General features: G+C 70.2%; 18 protein-coding genes. 11 read left to right on the top strand and 7 right to left on the bottom strand.

The window, feature by feature from the left end; translation table 11 throughout:
- Nucleotides 1-19: 19 nt before the first annotated feature.
- Together dnaJ and hrcA are read right to left on the bottom strand one after the other, a co-directional pair.
- A complete protein-coding gene (gene dnaJ / locus AB0I59_RS11855; RefSeq protein ID WP_061257561.1) occupies nt 20-1153 on the bottom strand; it encodes a molecular chaperone DnaJ in 1134 nt (377 codons plus the stop codon).
- Nucleotides 1154-2167, bottom strand: coding sequence for a heat-inducible transcriptional repressor HrcA (hrcA, locus tag AB0I59_RS11860; RefSeq protein WP_061257562.1), 1014 nt, complete (start codon nt 2165-2167; stop codon nt 1154-1156). It abuts the gene before it with no gap.
- A 162-nt stretch (nt 2168-2329) separates the two neighbouring features.
- On the opposite strand from hrcA, the gene AB0I59_RS11865 reads away from it, so the two are divergent.
- The 3 genes from AB0I59_RS11865 (at nt 2330) to AB0I59_RS11875 (ending at nt 4702) form a co-directional block, all read left to right on the top strand.
- The gene (locus AB0I59_RS11865; RefSeq protein WP_061257563.1) at nt 2330-3031 is read left to right on the top strand and encodes a hypothetical protein; all 702 of its coding nucleotides are present in this window, start codon (nt 2330-2332) and stop codon (nt 3029-3031) included.
- Nucleotides 3032-3105: 74 nt separating this feature from the next.
- Nucleotides 3106-3921 carry a DUF3097 domain-containing protein gene (locus AB0I59_RS11870; protein WP_358132237.1) on the top strand — a complete coding sequence of 272 codons (816 nt, stop codon included), beginning with the start codon at nt 3106-3108 and terminating at the stop codon, nt 3919-3921.
- A 103-nt stretch (nt 3922-4024) separates the two neighbouring features.
- Nucleotides 4025-4702 (top strand): DUF4870 domain-containing protein, encoded by a 678-nt coding sequence (locus AB0I59_RS11875; RefSeq protein WP_358132239.1) that lies wholly within the window; start codon nt 4025-4027, stop codon nt 4700-4702.
- Here AB0I59_RS11875 and hemW read toward each other — a convergent pair whose 3' ends face one another.
- Complete coding sequence (gene hemW, locus AB0I59_RS11880; RefSeq protein WP_358132241.1) at nt 4703-5920, bottom strand: radical SAM family heme chaperone HemW; 1218 nt, start codon at nt 5918-5920, stop codon at nt 4703-4705.
- A 407-nt stretch (nt 5921-6327) separates the two neighbouring features.
- On the opposite strand from hemW, the gene AB0I59_RS11885 reads away from it, so the two are divergent.
- Nucleotides 6328-7713: a glycoside hydrolase family 18 protein gene (locus AB0I59_RS11885; protein ID WP_358132243.1), complete on the top strand. Its 1386-nt coding sequence runs from the start codon at nt 6328-6330 to the stop codon at nt 7711-7713.
- 175 nt (nt 7714-7888) lie between these two features.
- A complete protein-coding gene (locus AB0I59_RS11890) occupies nt 7889-8227 on the top strand; it encodes a hypothetical protein (RefSeq protein ID WP_061257566.1) in 339 nt (112 codons plus the stop codon).
- A 39-nt stretch (nt 8228-8266) separates the two neighbouring features.
- On the opposite strand, the gene AB0I59_RS11895 is transcribed toward AB0I59_RS11890, so the two are convergent.
- The 3 genes from AB0I59_RS11895 to lepA all read right to left on the bottom strand — a co-directional run bounded on the left by AB0I59_RS11895 (nt 8267) and on the right by lepA (nt 11067).
- Entirely contained in the window at nt 8267-8581 is a 315-nt protein-coding gene (locus AB0I59_RS11895) for a hypothetical protein (RefSeq protein WP_061257567.1), read from the bottom strand.
- Nucleotides 8582-8650: 69 nt separating this feature from the next.
- Nucleotides 8651-9184, bottom strand: coding sequence for a GNAT family N-acetyltransferase (locus AB0I59_RS11900; RefSeq protein ID WP_061257568.1), 534 nt, complete (start codon nt 9182-9184; stop codon nt 8651-8653).
- Between the two features lie 56 nt (nt 9185-9240).
- A complete protein-coding gene (gene lepA, locus AB0I59_RS11905; RefSeq protein WP_061257569.1) occupies nt 9241-11067 on the bottom strand; it encodes a translation elongation factor 4 in 1827 nt (608 codons plus the stop codon).
- 122 nt (nt 11068-11189) lie between these two features.
- On the opposite strand from lepA, the gene AB0I59_RS11910 reads away from it, so the two are divergent.
- The 6 genes from AB0I59_RS11910 (at nt 11190) to AB0I59_RS11935 (ending at nt 19978) form a co-directional block, all read left to right on the top strand.
- Nucleotides 11190-12182, top strand: a complete 993-nt coding sequence (locus AB0I59_RS11910; protein ID WP_358132246.1) for a glycoside hydrolase family 18 protein — start codon at nt 11190-11192, stop codon at nt 12180-12182.
- Between the two features lie 160 nt (nt 12183-12342).
- Nucleotides 12343-12615, top strand: a complete 273-nt coding sequence (gene rpsT, locus AB0I59_RS11915) for a 30S ribosomal protein S20 (RefSeq protein ID WP_061257571.1) — start codon at nt 12343-12345, stop codon at nt 12613-12615.
- A 587-nt stretch (nt 12616-13202) separates the two neighbouring features.
- A complete protein-coding gene (locus AB0I59_RS11920; protein WP_061257572.1) occupies nt 13203-15881 on the top strand; it encodes an FtsX-like permease family protein in 2679 nt (892 codons plus the stop codon).
- The gene (locus tag AB0I59_RS11925; protein WP_358132248.1) at nt 15878-18394 is read left to right on the top strand and encodes an FtsX-like permease family protein; all 2517 of its coding nucleotides are present in this window, start codon (nt 15878-15880) and stop codon (nt 18392-18394) included. The genes AB0I59_RS11920 and AB0I59_RS11925 overlap by 4 nt, the downstream gene beginning before the upstream one ends.
- Nucleotides 18378-19295 (top strand): ABC transporter ATP-binding protein, encoded by a 918-nt coding sequence (locus tag AB0I59_RS11930; protein ID WP_082777083.1) that lies wholly within the window; start codon nt 18378-18380, stop codon nt 19293-19295. Before AB0I59_RS11925 ends, AB0I59_RS11930 begins: the two co-directional genes overlap by 17 nt.
- A complete protein-coding gene (locus tag AB0I59_RS11935; RefSeq protein ID WP_061257575.1) occupies nt 19295-19978 on the top strand; it encodes an ABC transporter ATP-binding protein in 684 nt (227 codons plus the stop codon). Before AB0I59_RS11930 ends, AB0I59_RS11935 begins: the two co-directional genes overlap by 1 nt.
- A 367-nt stretch (nt 19979-20345) precedes the next feature.
- On the opposite strand, the gene holA is transcribed toward AB0I59_RS11935, so the two are convergent.
- Entirely contained in the window at nt 20346-21311 is a 966-nt protein-coding gene (holA, locus tag AB0I59_RS11940) for a DNA polymerase III subunit delta (RefSeq protein ID WP_358132251.1), read from the bottom strand.
- Nucleotides 21312-21339 lie beyond the last annotated feature (28 nt).

The following is a 21339-nucleotide window of genomic DNA, read 5'->3' on the forward strand; positions in this document are numbered from 1 at the left end:
CAGGAGCCTGATCATGGTGTCAGCGACCGTTGAACGCGTCTCTCAGCCGGGAGAAGAAGCCCTGTTGCCCCGGCGAGAACTTCCCGGGGGGCCGCTCCTCACCGCGCAGCTTGGACAGCTCTCTGAGCAGCTCTTCCTGCTGCGCGTCGAGCTTCATGGGCGTCTCGACGTTCACATGGATGAGCAGGTCGCCCCTGCCGGTCTCGTTGAGGCGCTGGACGCCCCTGCCGTACAGCGGGATGACCTGGCCCGCCTGGGTGCCGGGCCGTACGTCGATCTCCTCGGTGCCGTCCAGGGTCTCGATCGACAAGATGGTGCCGAGAGCGGCGGCCGTCATCGGGATCTGGACCGTGCAGTGCAGGTCGTCGCCGCGCCGCTCGAAGATCTGGTGCGGACGCTCGGCGATCTCCAGGAAGAGGTCTCCGGGCGGGCCGCCGCCGGGGCCGATCTCGCCCTCGCCGGCCAGCTGGATGTGCGTGCCGTCCTCGACGCCCGCGGGGATGCGGACCTTGATCGTACGGCGGGTGCGGACGCGGCCCTCGCCGGAGCACTCGAGGCAGGGGTTGCGGATGACGCTGCCGTAGCCACCGCACTGGGGGCACGGCCGCGAGGTCATCACCTGGCCGAGGAACGAGCGGGTGACCTGCGACACCTCGCCCCGGCCGTGGCACATGTCACAGGTGTCGGGGTGGGTGCCCGCGGCGGCGCCCGAACCGTGACAGACCTCGCACAGCACGGCCGTGTCGACCACGATCTCGCGGGTGGTGCCGAACGCGGTCTCCGCCAGGTCGAGCTCGACCCGGATCGTCGCGTTACGGCCGCGCCTGGCCCGGGAGCGTGGTCCGCGCGAGCCTCCGGCGGAGCCGAAGAAGGCGTCCATGATGTCGCTGAACGGGAATCCCGCGCCGAACCCGCCGGCCCCGGCGCCCGCGCCGGAGCTGAACGGATCGGCTCCGAGGTCGTACATCTGGCGCTTGTTGGTGTCGGAGAGGACCTCGTAGGCCTGTGTGATCTCCTTGAACCGCTCCTGGGTCTCAGGATCCGGATTGACGTCCGGGTGCAGCTCCCGGGCAAGACGGCGGTATGCCTTCTTGATCTCTTCCTGGCTGGCGTCCCGCCGCACCCCGAGGGTGCCGTAGTAGTCCTTGGCCACTTATGACCCCGCCAGGATCTGCCCGACGTAACGCGCGACCGCGCGCACCGCACCCATCGTCACCGGATAGTCCATTCGCGTCGGGCCCAGCACTCCGAGCCGGGCCAGTTCCTTGTCGCCCGCACCGTATCCCGCGGCCACGATAGAAGTGCCGCGCAGTCCGGTGTAGGGGTTCTCGGAGCCGATCCGGACGGTCAGCCCCGACAGGTCGCCGGTCTCGCCGAGCAGCCGCATCAGCACGACCTGCTCCTCCAGCGCCTCGAGCACCTCGCGGAGGCCCACGCTGAAGTCGGCGGCCGCCAGGTTGGCGGCACCGGCGAAAACGATCTTTTCTTCGTGCCGCTCGACCAGGGTCTCCAGCAGCACCGACAGGATGGTGGCGGCCACCGGCCTGTCCTCGGCGGGCAGCCGATCGGGCAGCTCCGCCACCGTGTCCGGCACCCTGGACAGGCCGCAGCCGTCCAGGCACGCGTTCAGCACGGCGCGCAGGTGAGCGATGCGGTCGTCCGCGACGGTCTCGGGCAACTCGATCACGCGCTGCTCGACCCGGCCGGTGTTGGTGATCAGCACGAGCATGACGCGCCGCTCCGCCAGCGGCACGATCTCCACGTGGCGGACCGTGGACCGGGTCAGCGAGGGGTACTGCACCACGGCGACCTGCCGGGTGAGCTGGGCCAGCAGCCGGACCGTCCGCATGACGATCTCGTCCAGGTCCACGGCACCGGCGAGGAAGGTCTCGATCGCACGGCGTTCCGCCGCGGACAACGGCTTGACCTGGGAGAGGCGGTCGACGAACAGGCGGTAGCCCTTGTCCGTCGGCACCCGTCCCGCACTGGTGTGCGGCTGGTGGATGTAGCCCTGCTCTTCGAGCGCCGCCATGTCGTTTCTGATGGTGGCCGGTGACACGCCGAGGTTGTGCCTGTCGGCGAGGGCCTTGGACCCCACCGGCTCATTGGTGGACACATAGTCCTCGACGATGGCACGAAGCACGGCCAGCTTGCGTTCGTCGAGCAAAGTGTCACCTCCCTGTGCATCGGGAAACGCGGTGTCTGGCACTCCGTGTTCCCGAGTGCCAAGTGTACGGCTACCGCCCACAGGGTGCGATAACACCAATCCGGCCAACCCGGCAAGCCGGTCGCAATCAGCTCACAAGTCGCATTCCTTATGGTCCGACCCATGACCGAGAATCAGAACCCCCTCCCCGGCGACGTCCGGGGCCCGTCTTCGCCGTATAACCAGGCCACGCCGTACGGGCAGCCCACGCAGTACGGACAGGGCTCGCCGTACGCGCAGGGCACACCGTACCCGCAGGGCGCCTACGGCACGCCGCCTCCGCAGGGACCCGTGCGGCCCAGGATCCTGTGGATCATCCTGGCCTGGCTGCTCTTCGTCATCCTGATCGTCGTGGGAGTGGCCGGCTTCGCGGGCGGGCTGACCTCCACCATCAAGGACGCCGCCTCCATCACGACGTTCAAGAGCGGCGAGAAGGTGAACGTCCAACTCGACCCGAAGGACAAGCCGGCGATCTACGCCTCGTCCGACCAAGCGGGCGATGTCACCTGCAAGGTCGAGGGCGACGCGGGCCTGGACATCAGGCTCACCCAGCCGACCGCCTCCCAGACGATCGCGTACGGCGACGCCACGTGGGAGATGGTCTTCCAGATCGGCGTCCCCATCGCGGGCGCCTACAACGTCTCCTGTGAGGGCGATGGCGTCAGGTTCGGCGTCGGCAAGGAGATCATGGGCAGCGTGGGCAAGCTGGTCGGCGGCACGGTCGCGATGATCGCTCTTCCGGGCGTGGGCTTCCTGATCGCCATCATCGTCACCATCGTCGTGCTGGTCCGGCGCAGCGGCGCCCGCAAAAGGGCGATGCGCTGACCCGCGCCGGCGTCTGTCCACAGCCTCCGGCGGACTTCCCCGCGCGGATGCCCGATTTTGCTAGCGTTCCCGGCATGTATGGGCAGGACGTGCTTTCCGGAGACTGGCGGCGGCCCGGACGGGGGAAGATCCCCCAGGTGCCCGCGGAGCGGGATCTCGTGGTCGAGGACGCGGAAGGGCGCTTCTGCGGCGCGGTGGTGGCGTGCGACAAGGAGGCCGTCACCCTGGAGGACCGGTTCGGGCGGCGGCGCGTCTTCCCGCTCGCCCCGGCCGCGTTCCTCCTGGAGGGCAAGCCGGTGACGCTGGTCCGCCCGTCCGAGGCGCCGCGCGGACAGCGGCGCAGCGCCTCCGGGTCGATCGCCGTCGAGGGACTGCGCGCGCGGGTCGCCAGGGAGAGCCGGATCTACGTGGAAGGCGTCCACGACGCCTCCCTGGTGGAGAAGATCTGGGGGCACGACCTCCGGGTCGAGGGCGTCGTCGTCGAGTTCCTCGAAGGGGTCGACGACCTGCCCGCGATCGTCGAGGAGTTCTCCCCGGAACCGGGCAGGCGGCTCGGCGTGCTGGTGGACCATCTCGTTCCCGGGTCCAAGGAGAGCCGCATCGCCTCCCAGGTGTCCGGGGCGGACGTGCTGATCGTGGGCCATCCGTACGTGGACATCTGGCAGGCGGTCAAGCCGTCGGTCCTCGGCATACCGTCCTGGCCCTCCGTGCCGCGGGGGATCCCGTGGAAAGAGGGTGTGATCGCCGCGCTCGGCTGGCGGATGGACCCCTCGGAGGCATGGCGGCACATCCTCGGCCGTGTGACGGCCTTCACCGACTTGGAACCCGAGCTGCTCGGCCGGGTCGAAGAGCTGATCGACTTCGTCACGGATCCCGGCGAGGACGGGTGACGAAGCCCGGCCCGGTGCCGGGAAAGGACGAATCCGCCGCGTCTCCCTCGCGGCAGCAAGGCAAAGCGAACTCCAATCCCTCTACACAGCGAAGGAAGGCCGCATGACTGGCGATCCACGGGAGCCGTACGGAGGCGAGAGCACTCCGGGACACGGAGCTCCCGGTCAGGGCGCTCCGGGATACGGCGGGCCCGGTCAGGGCGCTCCGGGATACGGCGGGCCCGGTCACGGGGGTCCGGGCTACGGCGCCCCCGATTACGGAAACCAGGGCTACGGAAACCAGGACTATGGGACTCCCGGTTACGGCACGCCGGGCTACGGGACTCCCGGTTACGGCGCACCGGGATACGGGGCCCCGGGATACGGCGCGCCCGTTCACGGCCCGGCCGGGCCGCACGTGCCCGGGCAGTACGGCCCGCGTCCCGGCACCGACGACACCAACATGGCGATGCTGGCCCACCTGGCCGGCCTGGGGAACCTCATCGCCTGGCCGCTGGGTTCCGTCGGCTCACTGGTGATCTACATGACGAAGAAGGACCAGTCGCCGTACGTCCGGGACCAGGCGGCCGAGGCGCTGAACTTCTGGATCACCGGCACGATCGCCTTCGTCACGGTGACCGTGTTGTCGTTCATCCTGTCGTTCGTCCTCGTGGGAGTCATCGGGTTCCTGCTCCTCCCGGTCATCTGGCTCTACACGCTGGTGATGGGGATCATGGGCTCGATGGCCGCCAACCGGGGCGAGAGCTACCGCTATCCGATGACGATCCGGCTCATCACCTGATCAGGTCAGGTCGCGGATCAGGGCGTCCGCGAGGAGCCGGCCCCGCAGCGTCAGCACGGCGCGGCCGCGCTTGAACGGTTCCACGTCGAGCAGGCCGTCGGCCAGCGCCCTGGCGCACGCCGTACGGGCCGACGGCCGCAGGTCGGCGAGCGGGAACCCGGAGGCGAGGCGGAGCTCCAGCATCAGCCGCTCGACGGCCCTGTCATCCGCCGCCAGCTCCTCGCGCGCGTACCCCGGCGACTCGCCCACCGCGAGACGAGCCGCGTACGACGCCGGATGCTTGACGTTCCACCACCGGGTGCCGCCCACATGGCTGTGCGCGCCCGGCCCGACGCCCCACCAGTCACCGCCGGTCCAGTAGAGCAGGTTGTGGCGGCAGCGGGCCTCGTCGGAGACCGCCCAGTTGGAGACTTCATACCAGCGGAACCCGGCGGAGGTGAGCATCTCCTCGGCGATGAGATAGCGGTCGGCGGCCACGTCGTCGTCCGGCATGGGCAGCTCGCCACGCCGGATCCTGGCGGCCAACCGGGTGCCCTCCTCGACGATCAGCGAGTACGCCGAGATGTGGTCGGGACCCGCGGCCAGCGCGGCGTCGAGCGACGCCCGCCAGTCGTCGTCGGTCTCGCCAGGGGTGGAGTAGATCAGGTCGAGGTTGACGTGGTCGAACCCCGCCTTCCTCGCCTCCTGCACGGCTGCCGCCGCCCGGCCAGGGGTGTGGCGGCGGTCCAGCACGGCGAGGACGTGCTCGCGGGCGCTCTGCATGCCGAAGCTCATCCGGGTGAACCCGCCGTCCCGCAGGACTTCCAGGGTCTCCTGGGTGACCGATTCCGGGTTGGCCTCCGTGCTGACCTCCGCCCCGGCGGCCAGGCCGAACTCCTCGTCGATGGCGTGGAGGATCCGGACCAGGTCGTCCGGCGGGAGCAGGGTCGGTGTGCCCCCGCCGAAGAACACGGTCTCCACGGGCAGTTCGGCGTCGCCGAGGACGCGCCGGGCGAGCCGTACCTCCTCGATGGCGGTGGAGGCGTAGTCCCGCTGCGAGGCGCCGGGGCCGAGCTCGGCCGCGGTGTAGGTGTTGAAGTCGCAGTAGCCGCACCGGGTGACGCAGAACGGTACGTGCACGTAGAAGCCGAACGGGCGGGACCCGAGCCCGTCGAGAGCGCTGGAAGGCAGCTCGCCGGAGGCGGGAACCGGGTCGCCGTCGGGAAGAACGGAAGGCACGTCTCCAGTCTGCCGGTATCCGGCCGATGCCCTTGCCGTCCCGCTCTCATCGACCGCGGAGCGGGGGCACGGCGATGCACGCCGTACGGACGGCCACCTGATCACCATCGCCAACCCGGAAGGGCGGCGTGGGCGAGGCGATGCTCACGCCGTCCTTGGCGCCGCACACCGCCAAGGCGAACGGCCGGGCAATCGCCTGGGACATCGATCCGCAGGCCAACGCCGACGACCTGACCAGCGTCATGAGCTCCCCCCGGCTACGACGTGGGCAACGAACCGGACCCAGACCGGGATCCGGGGCCGGCCAGGGCCTTCCATCCGGGCCCTCTTCCACCATTGACCGCCGCGTTCCCCGGGGCTACGATCCAGCAAACTTTAAGGAAAGTTTCCTAAGAGTAGGGGACAACGTGCGTCGACTCCTCCTCGCCGTGGCATTGGCCACGGGACTCGCGGCCGCGGCCGCGTCCACGCCCGCGCTGGCACAGACAGCGCAGGCCCGATCGGCACAGGACGAACCGGTACAAGCCGCGGCACCCGAAGCCGCCGCGGCCACTGGGACCGCCGCCGGGACCGCCGCCGGGACCCAGGAAGAGGCGGCACGGGGCCGGTCCGGCGGCAACGACCGCTACAAGCGGGTTGGCTACTTCATCCAGTGGGGCGTCTACGGCCGGAACTTCCATGTGAAGGACCTGGACACCAGCGGCGCCGCCGCCAAGCTCACCCACATCAACTACGCGTTCGGCTTCGTCGGCGCCGAGGGCACGTGCTACTCGGCGGATCCGTGGGCCGACTGGCAGCGGGGCGTTCCCGCCGAGCAGAGCGTGGACGGGGTCGCGGACGGCGACGACCAGGCGCTCAAGGGCAACCTCAACCAGCTCAGGAAGCTGAAGGCCAAGCACCCGAACCTGAAGGTGCTGATCTCGCTGGGCGGATGGTCCGGTTCGAAGTACTTCTCCGACGCCGTACTCACACCGCAATCGCGCGCCACGCTCGCCGCGTCCTGCGTGGACCTGTGGTTGAAGGGCAACCTGCCCGGTCTCCCCGAAGGCACCGGGGCCGGGATCTTCGACGGCATCGACCTCGACTGGGAGTGGCCCGGCTCCTCCGGCAACGACGGGAACATCATCCGGCCGGAGGACAAGCAGAACTTCACGCTGTTCCTGAGCGAGCTGCGGCGGCAGATGACGGCCGTAGACCGGCACTCCGAGCTCACGGCCTTCCTCCCGGCCGCGGCGGCCAAGATCGACGCCGGCTTCGAGGTGGGCCCGGTCTTCCGCCAGCTCGACTTCGCCACCGTCCAGGGCTATGACCTGCACGGATCCTGGGAGCTCCGGACCGGACACAACGGCAACCTGCTGACCGACCGGCGGGACCCGAACCCGGTGCGCTTCAGCGTGGACCAGACCGTGAAGGACTACGTGTCGCGCGGCGCCCCCAAGAACAAGATCGTCATCGGCGTCCCGGCGTACGGGCAGGGCTGGACGGGTGTGCGGTCCAGCGGTAACGGGCTGTACGCGGCGGCGACCGGCCCCGCTCCGGGAACCTTCGCCGCGGGCACCGAGGACTACAAGATCCTTGCGGGCAAGCCGGGCAAGCGATACCGGGACCTGCTGACCGGCACCCTGTGGCTCTATGACGGCAACGAGTTCTGGTCGTACGACGACCCGGCGGTTCTCGTGCAGAAGGCGGCCTACATCCGCCTCAAGGGTCTCGGCGGCTCGATGATGTGGTCACTCGATCAGGACGACGCCAAGGCGTCCCTCACCTCGGCGCTCTATTCCGTGCTGCGCTGACCACCCACCTGCTGCGGGGATCGGTGCGCCTGGGTTCGCACCGGTCCCCGCGACATCCGCCCATTCCGACCCGGCACCGCCCGATTCCGATCCCCGCCACATCCCCATCCGGCGCTGCCGTACCCGGTCCGGTGGCGCGACTCAGTGCCCCGTTCCCCGCTCCCGTGGAGGTGCCATGCTCCGCCGCTCGCTCACCCTGACCGCCGGCGTGCTCCTGTCCTTCGCCGCCGTTTTCACCGTTAGCTCGCCCGCCCAGGCCCAGACGGTCGACCTGACGTTCGGCCCGCTGTCCATCGGCGACTACTGCCACGCCAAGGTCAGCTCGTCGGCGTGGATCGGCTTCTACCAGAGCGACAACGTCCTCAGGTGTTACGCCTCCGGCTCCACCTCCTCCGCGCTCGTCTACGCCGGCCAGGGAGACCCGTACCTGGCCTGCAAGTACCTCACCTCGGACGTGATCTCGGCCGCCTTCCGTGGCTCGTCCGACGCTCTGGTCTGCCGCGCCATCCGCTGATCTCCGTACGGGAGCCCGCGGGCGCGCATCCGCGGACCGTCACCCGCCCCGGACCGACTGGGGCGGGATGGCGGGACCCGCGAGCGAGGCCAGCTCAAGCAGCGGGATGAGGACGGCCTGCCGTGGATCCTCCCCCGTGTCACCTCGCGGCTGGAAGCAGGTGGCGGCGGCGTCGAGCACGGCGGCGATCACGGTCGACTCCGGGAACGGGATCTCGACCCCGACGGTGCCGTCCGCGTCGGGTGGGGAGTCGCCAGTATGGAGCCGAAGGATCCGCTGCGTCTCCACGGCCATCGCCACGCCAAGCATCGCGGCGCGCAGGAACCGCTCGGCGGCGTGAGCATCTGCGATCATTTTCGACCTCCGAATCGCACAGGCGTTCGACTCAGAAGGTACGCGAGGCGACCGACAATTCCCGGCGGGTCAGCGGTTCGCGCCGTTGGGAGCCGGCCGTACGCCGGGGTCGAGCACGAAGACGTGGCTGTCCACGCCGACATAGGGGATCGTGCGGTCGAACCGCATGCCGATGCCCTCGGCCACCTTGCGCGAGGGGATGTTGATGTCCCGGACGACCGCGACGATCGGCAGGTCGGGGAATCGTTCCCGACCTGCGGCCAGGGCCGCCGCGGCCATCTCCCGGGCATAACCGCGCCCCCAGGCGGCGGGCCGGAACCGGTAGTAGAGGTTGAGCACCACGTCGCCCTCCACCTCGTGGAAGCGGAGCCCGCCGAAGCCGAGGACCACTCCCCCGGCGCGCACGGTCCAGTAGCCGATGCCGCGCTCCCGCCAGTCGGCGATCCAGCCCTGCAGCCGGAGCCGGCTCGCCTGCTCGTCGGCGTCCGGGCCGGACGGGTTGTACCGGCTGGTCTCCGGGTCGGCGTGCACGGCGTACACGTCGGCGAGGTCGCCGATCACCGGCCGGCGCAGCTCCAGACGCTCGGTGACCAGGACGTCCATGCACGCTCCTCAGTCGGCGACCCGGCGGCTCGGATCGCGCCGCATCCGCTTCGCGCCTACTTCTTGGCCTTGTCCGCCGACGGCGTCTCCGTGGAGAGGGCCGCCACGAACGCTTCCTGGGGGACCTCGACGCGACCGACCATCTTCATCCGCTTCTTGCCTTCCTTCTGCTTCTCCAGCAGCTTGCGCTTACGGCTGATGTCGCCGCCGTAGCACTTGGCGAGGACGTCCTTGCGGATGGCGCGGATGTTCTCGCGGGCGATGACGCGGGCGCCGATGGCGGCCTGGATGGGCACCTCGAACTGCTGCCTCGGGATGAGGTCCTTGAGCTTCTTGGCCATCTCGACGCCGTACGCGTACGCCTTCTCGCGGTGGACGATGGCGCTGAATGCGTCGACGGCCTCGCCCTGCAGCAGGATGTCGACCTTGACGAGGTCGGCGGACTGTTCGCCCGACGGTTCGTAGTCGAGGGAGGCGTAGCCGCGGGTCTTCGACTTGAGCTGGTCGAAGAAGTCGAAGATGATCTCGCCGAGCGGCAGCGTGTAGCGGATCTCGACGCGGTCCTCGGACAGGTAGTCCATGCCCTGGAGGTTGCCGCGCCGTCCCTGGCACAGCTCCATGATCGCGCCGATGAACTCGGCGGGAGCGAGCAGCGTGGCCTTGACCACGGGCTCGTGGATCTCGGCGATCTTGCCTTCAGGGAACTCGGACGGGTTGGTGACGATCAGCTCGCGCCCGTCCTCCATCACCACCCGGTAGATCACGTTCGGCGCGGTGGAAATGAGCGAGAGGTTGAACTCACGCTCGAGCCGCTCCCTGACGATCTCCATGTGGAGCAGGCCGAGGAAGCCGCAGCGGAAGCCGAAACCGAGCGCGGCCGAGGTCTCGGGCTCGTAGACCAGCGCGGCGTCGTTGAGCCGCAGCTTGTCGAGGGCCTCGCGCAGCTCGGGGTAGTCGTCGCCGTCGATCGGATAGAGCCCGGAGTAGACCATGGGCTTGGGGTGCTCGTAGCCGCCGAGCGCCTCCACGGCGGGCTTGGTCGCGCTGGTGACGGTGTCACCGACCCGGGACTGTCGGACGTCCTTCACACCGGTGATGAGGTAGCCCACCTCGCCGACGCCGAGCCCCGCGGACGGCATGGGCTCGGGCGAGATGACGCCGATCTCCAGGAGCTCGTGCTGGGCGCCGGTGGACATCATCAGCAGCCGCTCGCGCTTGGACAGCTGCCCGTCCACGACCCGGACGTACGTGACGACGCCGCGGTAGGTGTCGTAGACCGAGTCGAAGATCAACGCGCGGGCCGGCGCGTCGGCGTTGCCGACGGGCGCGGGGATGGTCTCGACCACGTGGTCGAGCAGCTCGGTGACGCCGACTCCGGTCTTGCCGGACACCCGCAGCACGTCGGAAGGGTCGCAGCCGATGAGCCCGGCCAGCTCCTCGGCGTACTTGTCCGGCTGGGCGGCGGGCAGGTCGATCTTGTTGAGGACCGGGATGATATGCAGGTCGGCGCTCATGGCCAGGTAGAGGTTGGCCAGCGTCTGGGCCTCGATGCCCTGGGCCGCGTCGACGAGCAGGATCGCGCCCTCGCACGCCTCCAGCGAGCGGGACACCTCGTAGGAGAAGTCCACGTGGCCGGGCGTGTCGATCATGTTGAGCACATGACCGTTCCACGGGAGCCGCACGGCCTGCGACTTGATCGTGATGCCGCGCTCCCGCTCGATGTCCATGCGGTCGAGGTACTGCGCGCGCATGGAGCGCTCGTCGACCACACCGGTTAGCTGCAGCATCCGGTCGGCGAGGGTTGACTTGCCATGGTCGATGTGCGCGATGATGCAGAAGTTGCGGATCAACGCGGGGTCGGTCTGGCCAGGCTGAGTGCGCACCGAGGTCCGTTTCAACAGGGTTTGTGACTGCGATCGACGGATCGGGCCGTGCCGTCGCCGACTCGGCCTTCTCTCTCGTCAACGGCTGGCGAACCAGCCAACCTCCATGGTGGCATGTCCGGATGCTTGCCTTGACCATCACCAAGCGGTTGATCAGGTGGACCGCGATCGTCCTGGCCGTACTGGTCGCCCTCGGGCTGATCGCCATAGCGGCGTTGCGCCTGCAGTTCACCGGCTCTCCGGCCGCGTGGGCCAGGAGCACGGGGAACGACGCTCTCTGGATGGGACACGCGTGGGTGGACGGCCGCCGCACCGCCGCCGACGTCGACGCCCTCGCCGTACGGCTGGGCTCCGTCAAGGACGTGTACGTCCACAGTGGCCCGTTCTCTCACAACGGCACCCTTGCCCCTGACAAATACCCCAACGCCCGAAATTTCTTGAAATGGTGGAAGAAACGGCTGCCCGGGGTCCGAGTCTCCGCATGGCTGGGGCAGCGCGTCGATCCGGGTCGCCTGGATCTGAGCGATCCCGAGGCCAGGACGCGCATCGTCGCCGGCGCCAAGGCCCTCGTCGATCTCGGCTTCGACGGCATCCATTACGACTTCGAGCCGGTCAGGGACGGGGATCCGGCCTTCCTCGACGTGCTGCGGGAGACCCGCGAAGCCATCGGGACGCGTCCTCTGTCGGTCGCCACCCAGCAGATCGAGCCGCTGGCGGGCCTGGGGCCGCCGGCCCGGCTGGCCATCGGGCACGAGAAGTACTGGAGCCAGGGCTACTTCCGCCAGGTGACCGGACTCACCGACCAGGTCGCCATCATGACGTACGACTCGTGGACGTTCCTCCCTTCGCTCTACGGCGGCCATGTCACGCGGCAGGCGGAGATCGCACTCGGCATCGTGCCCGAGGACAAGACCCTCCTCATCGGCGCCCCCGCCTACCACGACCACGCCGGCGACCACGCCGAGAGCGTCGCGACGGCGGCCGAGGGCGCCCGCCTGGCCCTCACGGAACACGGCCGCAAGGCGAAGGTGGGGCTGGCGATGTACGTCGATTTCACGGCCACGGACGAAGACTGGCGGGAATACGAGGAATCCTGGGTCCGGCCGCACACCTGACGGGGCCGGTCCGGGTTAGGATTGCCGGGGCAGGTGACCACCCGTTCGTTCGATTTGAGCGACATACCAGGCTGTTGGTACCCTGTTCAACTGCGTGTGGCGCGCCCTCTCTCGAGCCCGCGCGCCCCATCCGACCAAGACTCACACCGAGGCTTTCTTCGTGGCGAACATCAAGTCCCAGATCAAGCGCAACCGGCAGAACGAGAAGGCCCGGCTGCGTAACAAGGCTGTCAAGTCGTCCCTGAAGACGGCGGTCCGCAAGTTCCGCGAGGCCGCCGACCAGGGCAACGTCGAGGAGACCCTGGCCGCGCTGCAGACCGCGAGCCGTCAGCTGGACAAGGCCGTCAGCAAGGGCGTCATCCACAAGAACCAGGCCGCCAACCGCAAGTCGGCGATCGCCAAGCGCGCCGCCGCCCTGCAGGCCGCCAAGTAGTTCACGCTGTCGCCCGCGACGCGGGCCGCGCGGACGTCCACGCCGCATCCCCTTTTCCGGGGGTGCGGCGTTTTGGTGCTTCCAACCGGTTCATCGCGTTCATCGCGTGGCCGCCGCGCGCCGGCAGGCACCATTTCATCGTGTTCATCACGTCATGACGCTCAGTTCATCAGAGTCATCACATTCATCGACTTCATCAGGTCCATCAGGTCCATCAGGTTCATCGGGTTCATCACGGTCATCGGAGTTATCGCATTTTCGCCGCGCCCGGCGTGCTCGCGGTGCTCCGGTGCTCGCGGTGCCGGGGTTCACGTGATGACCTGGCACGGCGCCGGCCGTACGGTCACCGTGATCCACCGTGCCTTCGCCGCGCCCACCGCGATTCCTGAGCGCACGGCGGCACCTTCCGCGCGCATGGGACGCATTCATAAACTTTTCGACGATTCAAGTCGAGAAATGTCACAGTTTCGATATCACATCCGGGTCGCCGCCGCGCATCGAGTCCGTCACTGATCTTCCTGACCCGTCGTCAACCCCCCTATGGTGAGGCGATCGATAGGTAGTCCGGCGAGCCTTTAGGACGGTACATGCGGGGGCGGACACCGCTGGTCATCCGGCGCGCGTTGAGCGAGCCGCTCCTGCTGGTGGCGGCGTTCGGCTCGATCCTGCTTGCCACCACCACGCTGGTCGCGCTCATGGCGTACGCGGCCTCCGTCACCGATAGGGGTGTACGGCAGGCCATGGAGACCGCGCCGCTCTCCCTCACGTCGACCACCGTGACCTCCTCCGTGCGGGCCGACGACTACGCCCGCATCGACCAGAGGGTCCGCGACCGGATCGCGCGCGGCTACGCGGGTGTCCCCAACCGCGTGGTGTCCGGTGCCCGGTCCGACTCGTACGCGATGCCCGGACAGGAGGGGCGGGACCGCCCGGACCTGACCCGATTCGCCACGTACGACGACCTCCGCGAGCACGCCGAGCTGGTCTCCGGCGCCTGGCCCGGTGAGAGCGCCCCGAACGCCGGCACGGGAGCGGACAAGGGCGAGAAGGAAAGCACGGTCGAGGCCGCGCTGTCCGAGCCCGCCGCCGCCGCGATGCGGCTGAGCACGGGCAGCGAGTTCGAGGTCGTGGGCCGGCTGGACGACCGCCGCGTCCGGGTTCGGATCAGCGGCGTCTTCCGGCTCACCGCCCCGAACGGCGGCCGGTGGACGGGTGACGAACTGCTCCGCGCGGGCAGTCAGGTCGGCGACTACACGACGTACGGCCCGCTCCTGATTCCCGCGAAGACGTTCCTCGGCCGGTTCGCCACCGGCGTCTCGGCGACCTGGCTGGCCGTACCCGATCTGGGCGGCCTGTCCCGAGAGGACCTCCGTCCCCTGGCAGCGTCGGTCACCGGCATCTCGGACGCGCTCAAGGGCGACTGCGCGGGGTGCTCGATCTCCACCGGCCTTCCCGGCATGCTCACCCAGCTCGACCGGGCCGCGCTGGTCGCCCGCTCGACGATGCTGATCCCAGTGCTCCAGCTGCTGGTGCTCGCCGCGTACGCGCTGACCCTGACGGCCCGCCTGCTGTCCGACCACCGCCGGATGGAGATCGCGCTGCTGCGGTCCCGGGGTGCGGGATCGGTCCGGCTCGCCGCCCTGGCGGGCGGTGAGGCGCTGCTGGTGGCGCTCCCCTGCGCGGTGGCCGCGCCGTTCCTGGCGCCGCCCCTGCTCGCTCTCGTCGGCGGCGCGGAGGTGCCGTTCTGGCAGGCCCCCGGTGTGAGCACCTTCGTCATCTCCGCGGGAGTGGCCCTCGTCTGCGCCGTGCTGCTCGCGCTTCCCGCCGTCAGAGGGGCCCGCAGGACGTACGTCGAGGAGCAGGGGGCGCGCGGGCGCGGTGACCGGCAGGGCCTGATCCAGCGAGCCGGGGCCGACCTCGCGCTGCTCGTGGTCGCGGCGCTCGCGATCTGGCAGCTACGGCTCTACGGCGCCCCCGTGACCGAGACGACGGGCGGCGATCTGGGCATCGACCCGCTGATCGTGATGGGACCGGCGCTGGCACTGCTCTGCGGTGGCCTGCTCGGCCTTCGACTGGTCCCCCTCGTCTCACGGATCCTGGAGCGGGCCACCGCCCGGCGGGCCGGATTCGCACCCGCCGTCGGCGCCCGCCAGGTGAGCAGGCGACCCGCGCGCTACTCAGGCCCGGCGCTGCTCCTGACGATGGCCGTCGCGATCGGCGCGCTGTCCCTCGCCACCTCCGCCACCTGGAGGCAGTCGCAGGACGACCAGGCCAGGCATCTCGCGGGCGCCGACCTGCGGGTGGCCGTCCGGCCGGACGCGGGAGACCAGAAGCAGGCGTTCTCGTCGCTGCCCGGTGTCACCGCGCTCATGCCGGTCCATCGCGTACGGGCGGCCATGGGAGGCGGCGACGTCGATCTCATCGCGGCGGAGGCGACGAAGCTGAACGAGATCATGCTGCTCCGCCCGGACCTGTCCGACCTTTCGCTCGCCGCACTCTCGTCCCGGCTGACCGCGCAGGAAGCGGCTCTGCCGGTCGTGGTCACCGAGGACCTGGCGAAGAGCGACACGCTGACCGTCGGCACGGCACCCGTCGCGGTCATGGTGGTGGGGACCGTGCGGGCGATGCCGGGCACGCCCGCCGGCACCTCGGCCGTCCTCACCGACCTGTCCCTGCTGCGCACCGCGGCCAAGGTCCCGGCGGAGGCGACGGAGTGGTGGCTGGCCGTCTCCGGCGACGACACCTCGGCCGCGGCGGCCGTACTGGCGAAACGGGGAGCGGAGGTGACCGACGTCGGCGCCCTGAACCGGCAGCTCAGGGACGACCCGCTGGCGGGTGGCCTGCAGGGAGCGCTGGTCCTCGGCTTCGTCGCCGCGCTGGCGTTCGCCGTCCTGGGATTCCTGGTCAACGCGGCCGTGTCCGCGCGAGAGCGCCGGTCGGAGTTCGCGCTGCTGGGCGCGCTCGGAGTCAGCTTCCGGCAGATGCTCGGCCTGCTCGCCGTCGAGCAGTCGTTCGTCATCGGGTTGTCACTGGTGGGAGGCATATTGCTGGCCGCGGTGGTGGCCATGGCCGTCGTGCCGTCCATCGTGCTGACGGGGCAGGCCACGACGGTGACACCTTCGGTGATCCTGGACATCCCGTGGCCGAGCATCGCCGTGCTCGGCCTCGCGGTCGCGGCGGTGCTCCTGGTGGTCGTGATCGGACTGGCCCGCACGCTGCATCGGCGCGGGCCCGGTGGCGTGCTGCGTTCCGGGGAGGACCGATGATCCGGCTGCTCACAGCGCACAGGGGGACGGCGGCGCTGCTCGCCCTGCTCGCGCTGACCGCGTCGTTGCTGGTCGCCGGGCTTCCGCGGGCGCTGGAGGCGTCCCTCGACGAGAGCGCGGAGACCCTGCTGCGAACCTCGCCCCCGTTGACGACCACGCTGACCGTCAACATGAACGGCGCCTACAACTTCGACCCTCCGAAGAACGTCGAGCAGGTGACGCGGAAGGACGCCCTCTGGCGTTCCGCGATGCCGCCGAGCGTCCAGGGCATGCTGGACGGCACCGCCAGGTACGGCTACCTGACGAACAAGATGCAGATCACGAACGGGCGCCACCGCTACCTGTACCTCGCCTGGGTCAACGACACGGATTCACGGATCAGGTATGTCGAGGGCAAAGCTCCTGGTCGGAGTGACGCACCGAAGCACTTCGAGGTCGCCTTCGCGGCCAAGCCCGCCGCCCAGTTCGGCATCAAGATCGGCGACACGGTCCCGTTCGAGGGGTACCAGGCCACGGTCACCGGCCTCTACGAACCGCTGGACCCCGACGACGCGTTCTGGACGGTCTACAACAAGGGGATGTCGAAGGTCGTCGAGAAGCAGGAGCCGCTCGCCGACGAGCCAGACCACTACATCACCGGCCTGGCCAACGGCGACGCCCTGGCGTCCGGAGAACTGGACCTGGGTTACAGCTGGGTCTTCCAGGTGAACCCGGCGGCCCTGACCGCCCGCAACGCGCGGGAGGTGCTGGCCGGGGTGGTCGAGGCGGGCGACAAGGTGCCCAGCGCGCGGCAGGGCACCTCCGTCACCACCGGGATCTCCACCCAAGGGCAGGGCGGCGTCTCGCTCGCCACGGGACTCGACCAGCTCATCGCGGAGTTCCTCGACCGGCTGTCCACCACCCGCGCGCTGATGGCGGTGCTCCTCGGCGGCCTCGCCGTGGCCTGCCTCGGCACGATCGCGCTCGCCGTACGACTCCTCGGCGCCCGGATGCACGGCAGCCTCTCCCTGATGCGGGCGCGCGGCGCGTCACTGCGGCGGATCACGGCCATCGGGGGCGGGGTGACCGCGCTCGCCGTGGTGCCCGCAGCGCTGGCGGGCGCCGGGCTGTCCTTCCTGGTGCGGGGGCCGTCCCTGCCGATGCTGCTCGCCGGTCCCGTCGCGCTGGCCGTCGCGGCCGTCGCCTACGCGTGCGCGGAAGCGGCCCGCGACCACCGGCAGCCCCTCAACGAACGCCGGGACGACATCGTGGCGCGCAAGCCGTCCCCGAAGCGGATCGCCCTGGAGATCCTGGTCGTCCTGCTCGGGGCCGGAGGCGTCCAACTGCTGCGCACCCGCGGGCTCGGCGACGACCCGTTCCTGATGCTGGTGCCCGCGCTCCTCACGGTCGCCGCCGCGCTGGTCGCGCTCCGCCTCTACCCGTTCCCGCTCCGTCTGTTGCTGCGGCTCGCCGCCCGCCGCAGGGACGCGGCGCCGTACCTCGGACTGGCCATGGCGGCACGCGCCGCGACGGGCGCCACGCTGCCGGTGCTGACCCTGCTGCCCGCGCTCGCGATCTCCGCGTACGGCGCGGTCGCCGCGGACGGGCTCGGTACGGCGCAGCGCCTGGCCGCCTGGCAGCGGGTCGGAGCAGAGATCCGGGTGGAACGGCAGCAGGGCATCCCGGCGGACCTCATCGAGCGGATCAGGCGGACGTCGGGGGTCAAGGAGGTCGTCCCCGCCGCGATCGGCCAATCCGTCGCCGAGGTCGGGTTCAGGGGCCGCGACGCCGCCGTCGTCGCGGTCGACCTGAACGCCTACCGGCGACTGGTGGCGGGCAGTCCCCTCGACATCCCCCGGCCGCCCGCGGGCGGGGCCCTCGTGTCACCCGACGTGGCCGCGATGTCGAGCTTCGACATCGGCTGGCCGGAGCGGATGACCGTGCGCCCGCAAGGCAAGATCACCTCACTGCCCGGTGTGGGATCCCCCGACCTGGCGCTCGTCGTCGTCCCGGCCATGCCGCAGCACACGAACACGCTGCTGATCAGCGGAGACCCCGCCGCGGTCAAGGCGGCCGTGCCGGCCGGCACGGTAGTCCGCACCATGGAGGACGAACTCGCGCAGATCGCCGCGGCGCCGCTCACGTCCAGCCTGATGACCGGGTTGCGCGTCGTGACGCTCGCCCTCGCGGCGTACACGCTGGTCGCGGTGGCGATCATGCTCATCTCGGGAGCGGCCGAGCGGGCCCGCGCCCTGCGACTGCTGACCGCGATCGGCCTGACGGGCCGCCAGGCCAGGGTCATGGCGGTCCTCGAAGTCGGCCCGGTGCTCGTCCTCGCCGGATTCGCCGGGCTCGCGCTCGGGCTCGGCCTGCCCACGCTGCTCGGAAAGGGCATCGACCTGTCCGCCTACGCCGGCCTGCGGTTCGGCGACTACCCGATCGACCCGGTCATGCCCGCCCTGCTGGCCGGCGGGATCGCCCTCGTCGCCCTGGCCGGCATCTACCTTGGAGGCAGCCGTGCAAAGTCTCGCTGATCTGGAGGCACAGGCCGGGGCGGCGAAAGCCGCCTTCGGCGCGGCCGCCCACATCCTGTGCGACAACCTGGTGCGCATCTACAAGACCGAGGGCGTCGAGGTGGTCGCCCTGCAGGGGCTCGACCTGCTGATCGACAAGGGTGAGCTGATCGCGATCGTCGGCGCGTCCGGGTCGGGCAAGTCGACGCTGCTCAACGTGCTCTCCGGGCTGGACGTGCCGACCGCCGGGCTCGCCCGGGTCGCCGGCATGGATCTGCTGTCGATGACCGCCCGCGACCGGCTGCGGTTCCGCCGCTCCGTCGTCGGGTTCATCTGGCAGCAGACGGCCCGCAACCTGCTCCCCTACCTCACCGCGCAGGAGAACGTCCTGCTGCCCATGCGGCTGGCGGCCAACAAGGCGCATCGGGCGCGGGCGGCGGAGTTGCTCGACCTGCTGGGCGTGGCCGACTGCGCCGGACGGCGCCCCGGGGAAATGTCGGGCGGCCAGCAGCAGCGCGTGGCCATCGCCGTCGCGCTGGCCAACTCTCCCGAGGTGATCCTGGCCGACGAGCCGACCGGCGAGCTCGACAGCGACACCTCGGAAGACGTCTTCGGCGCCCTGCGCCGGGCCAACCGGGAGCTCGGCGTCACCACCGTCATCGTCACGCACGACCCCATGGTGGCCGACCAGGTCGACCGGACGATCGGCATCCGGGACGGCCGGACCTCCAGTGAAACGCTCCGCCGTACGTCCGAGGACGGCGGCGTGATCGCCGAGGAGTACGCCGTCCTCGACCGGGCAGGCCGCCTGCAGCTCCCGCGTGACTTCATGTCCGCGCTGGAGATGGAACGCCGGGTCCGGCTTGAGCTCGAACGCGACCACATCGGAGTGTGGCCCGCCAACCAGGGAGACGAACAGTGATGACGAAGCAGCCGCTGGTCGTCGCCGAAGGCGTGCGCAAGGTCTATCCCAAGGGGGTCGAAGCCCTGCGAGGGGTGTCGTTCGAGGCCTACCCCGGAGAGCTGGTCGCCGTACGCGGCCGATCCGGATCAGGGAAGACGACGCTCCTCAACATGATCGGCGGCCTGGACCGGCCGGACGAGGGCCGGGTCGAGGTGGCCGGGCGGACGGTGACGGAGCTGCCCGAGGCCGCCCTGCTTGAGCTGCGCCGGGACATGATCGGCTTCGTGTTCCAGTCCTTCGGACTGATTCCCGTGCTGTCCGCGGCCGAGAACGTCGGGGTGCCGCTCCGCCTGACCCGCGCGGCCGTCGCCGAGCGTGAGGAGCGGGTGCGGATGCTGTTGACCTTGGTCGGGCTGGGCGATCACATGAACCAGCGGCCGTACGAGCTGTCCGGTGGGCAGCAGCAGCGTGTGGCGATCGCCCGGTCGCTGGCGAACCGGCCCCGCCTGCTGATCGCGGACGAGCCGACGGGACAGCTCGACTCGCACACCGCGCTGCAGATCATGCAACTGCTCCAGGCCCTCGTCCGCAGCGAAGGGGTGACGGCGCTGGTCGCCACCCATGATCCGAAGCTCATCACACTCGCCGATCGCGTACTCGAACTGCACGACGGCGCCATCATGCAGGAGACCGCCGCCTGACCTGGTCCGTCGGGCCCGGGAGCGAACGGACAGCGCCGGAACGCCGGGCGGGGTCGGAGGCCGGCTCGGAACCGAAGGCTGTGCCAAGGGCCAGACGGCCGATCGGAGACAGGGCCGGGGCTTGGAGGCCGACCCGGGATACATGTGCCGAGGAGCGGAAGGCCGCTCAGGTCCCGATCCGGGGGCTGGAGGCCGACCCGGGATACATGTGCCGAGGAGCGGAAGACCGCTCAGGTCCCGATCCGGGGGCTGGAGGCCGACCCGGGATACGTGTGCGAGGAGCGGAAGACCGCTCAGGTCCCGATCCGGGGGCTGGAGGCCGACCCGGGATACGTGTGCGAGGAGCGGAAGACCGGTTGGAGCCCGGTCAGCGGCCGGTTCGGCTGGCGACGATGATCTGGACGGCTCGCTCCAGAGCGTATGCGGGGTCGGTGCCACCACCCTTGACCTGCTCGTCCGCCGTGGCGATGGCCTGCATGGCGCGGGAGATGCCTTCCTGGCCCCACCCGGTGAGCTGGCGCTTGACGCGGTCGATCTTCCACGGAGGCATGCCGACATGGCTGGCGAGCTGGCCACCCCGCAGATTTCGCGGAGCACCCCCGACCTTGGCGAGCGACCGGAGGCCACCCGCGAGGGCGCTGACGATCAGCACGGGTGCCACCCCGGTCGCCAGGGCCCACCGGAGCTGTTCGAGCGCTTCACCGAGCTTGCCCTCGACGGCCAGGTCGGCGATGGTGAACCCGCTGACCTCAGCTCTGCCCCGGTGGTAGCGGGCGACCGCGGCCTCGTCGATGGTCTTGCCAGGGGTGTCGAAGGCGAGTTGGCCGCACGCGGCGGCGAGTTCGCGCAGGTCGCTCCCCACCGCGTCGAGCAGCGCCTGCGCGGCGGCGGGAGCGATCGATCGGCCCGCCCGCTTGATCTCGGCCTTGATGAACTCCAACCGCTCGCCGGGCTTGGTCAGCTTGGTGACGGTGACGACATCGGCACCGGCCTTCTTCACGCCGTCGACGAGGGCCTTGCCCTTCACACCACCCGGATGGGCCAGCACGAGGACCGTGTCCTCCGCCGGATGGGCCGTGTACTTGACGATCTCGGCGATGACGTCCTTGGACAGGTCCTGGGCGGAACGGATCACGATCACGGATCTGTCGCCGAACAGCGACGGCGACGCCAGGCCGGTGAGCTCGCCGGACTCGACCTTCCCGCCGACCAGGTCATAGACCTCGGCGCTCGGGTCGGTGGCTCGTACGGCCGCCACGACGGATCCGACCGCCCGGTCGGACAGGAGTTCCTCGTCGCCGACGACCAGGGTCACGGGTGCGGGATTCGCCATGCCTGGCAGCATGCCACGCCCGGCCTCC

Source organism: Microtetraspora glauca (genome assembly GCF_040656155.1).
GTDB lineage: Bacteria > Actinomycetota > Actinomycetes > Streptosporangiales > Streptosporangiaceae > Microtetraspora > Microtetraspora glauca.

Bases quoted from the DNA above. Each gene is read 5' to 3' on its own strand.
- AB0I59_RS11935 (WP_061257575.1), top strand. From the start codon at position 19,295: ATGACGAAGCAGCCGCTGGTCGTCGCCGAAGGCGTGCGCAAGGTCTAT.
- AB0I59_RS11890 (WP_061257566.1), top strand. From the start codon at position 7,889: ATGCTCCGCCGCTCGCTCACCCTGACCGCCGGCGTGCTCCTGTCCTTC.
- holA (WP_358132251.1), bottom strand. From the start codon at position 21,311: ATGGCGAATCCCGCACCCGTGACCCTGGTCGTCGGCGACGAGGAACTC.
- AB0I59_RS11900 (WP_061257568.1), bottom strand. From the start codon at position 9,184: ATGGACGTCCTGGTCACCGAGCGTCTGGAGCTGCGCCGGCCGGTGATC.
- AB0I59_RS11865 (WP_061257563.1), top strand. From the start codon at position 2,330: ATGACCGAGAATCAGAACCCCCTCCCCGGCGACGTCCGGGGCCCGTCT.
- AB0I59_RS11920 (WP_061257572.1), top strand. From the start codon at position 13,203: ATGCGGGGGCGGACACCGCTGGTCATCCGGCGCGCGTTGAGCGAGCCG.
- AB0I59_RS11895 (WP_061257567.1), bottom strand. From the start codon at position 8,581: ATGATCGCAGATGCTCACGCCGCCGAGCGGTTCCTGCGCGCCGCGATG.
- AB0I59_RS11910 (WP_358132246.1), top strand. From the start codon at position 11,190: ATGCTTGCCTTGACCATCACCAAGCGGTTGATCAGGTGGACCGCGATC.
- AB0I59_RS11875 (WP_358132239.1), top strand. From the start codon at position 4,025: ATGACTGGCGATCCACGGGAGCCGTACGGAGGCGAGAGCACTCCGGGA.
- AB0I59_RS11925 (WP_358132248.1), top strand. From the start codon at position 15,878: ATGATCCGGCTGCTCACAGCGCACAGGGGGACGGCGGCGCTGCTCGCC.
- AB0I59_RS11870 (WP_358132237.1), top strand. From the start codon at position 3,106: ATGTATGGGCAGGACGTGCTTTCCGGAGACTGGCGGCGGCCCGGACGG.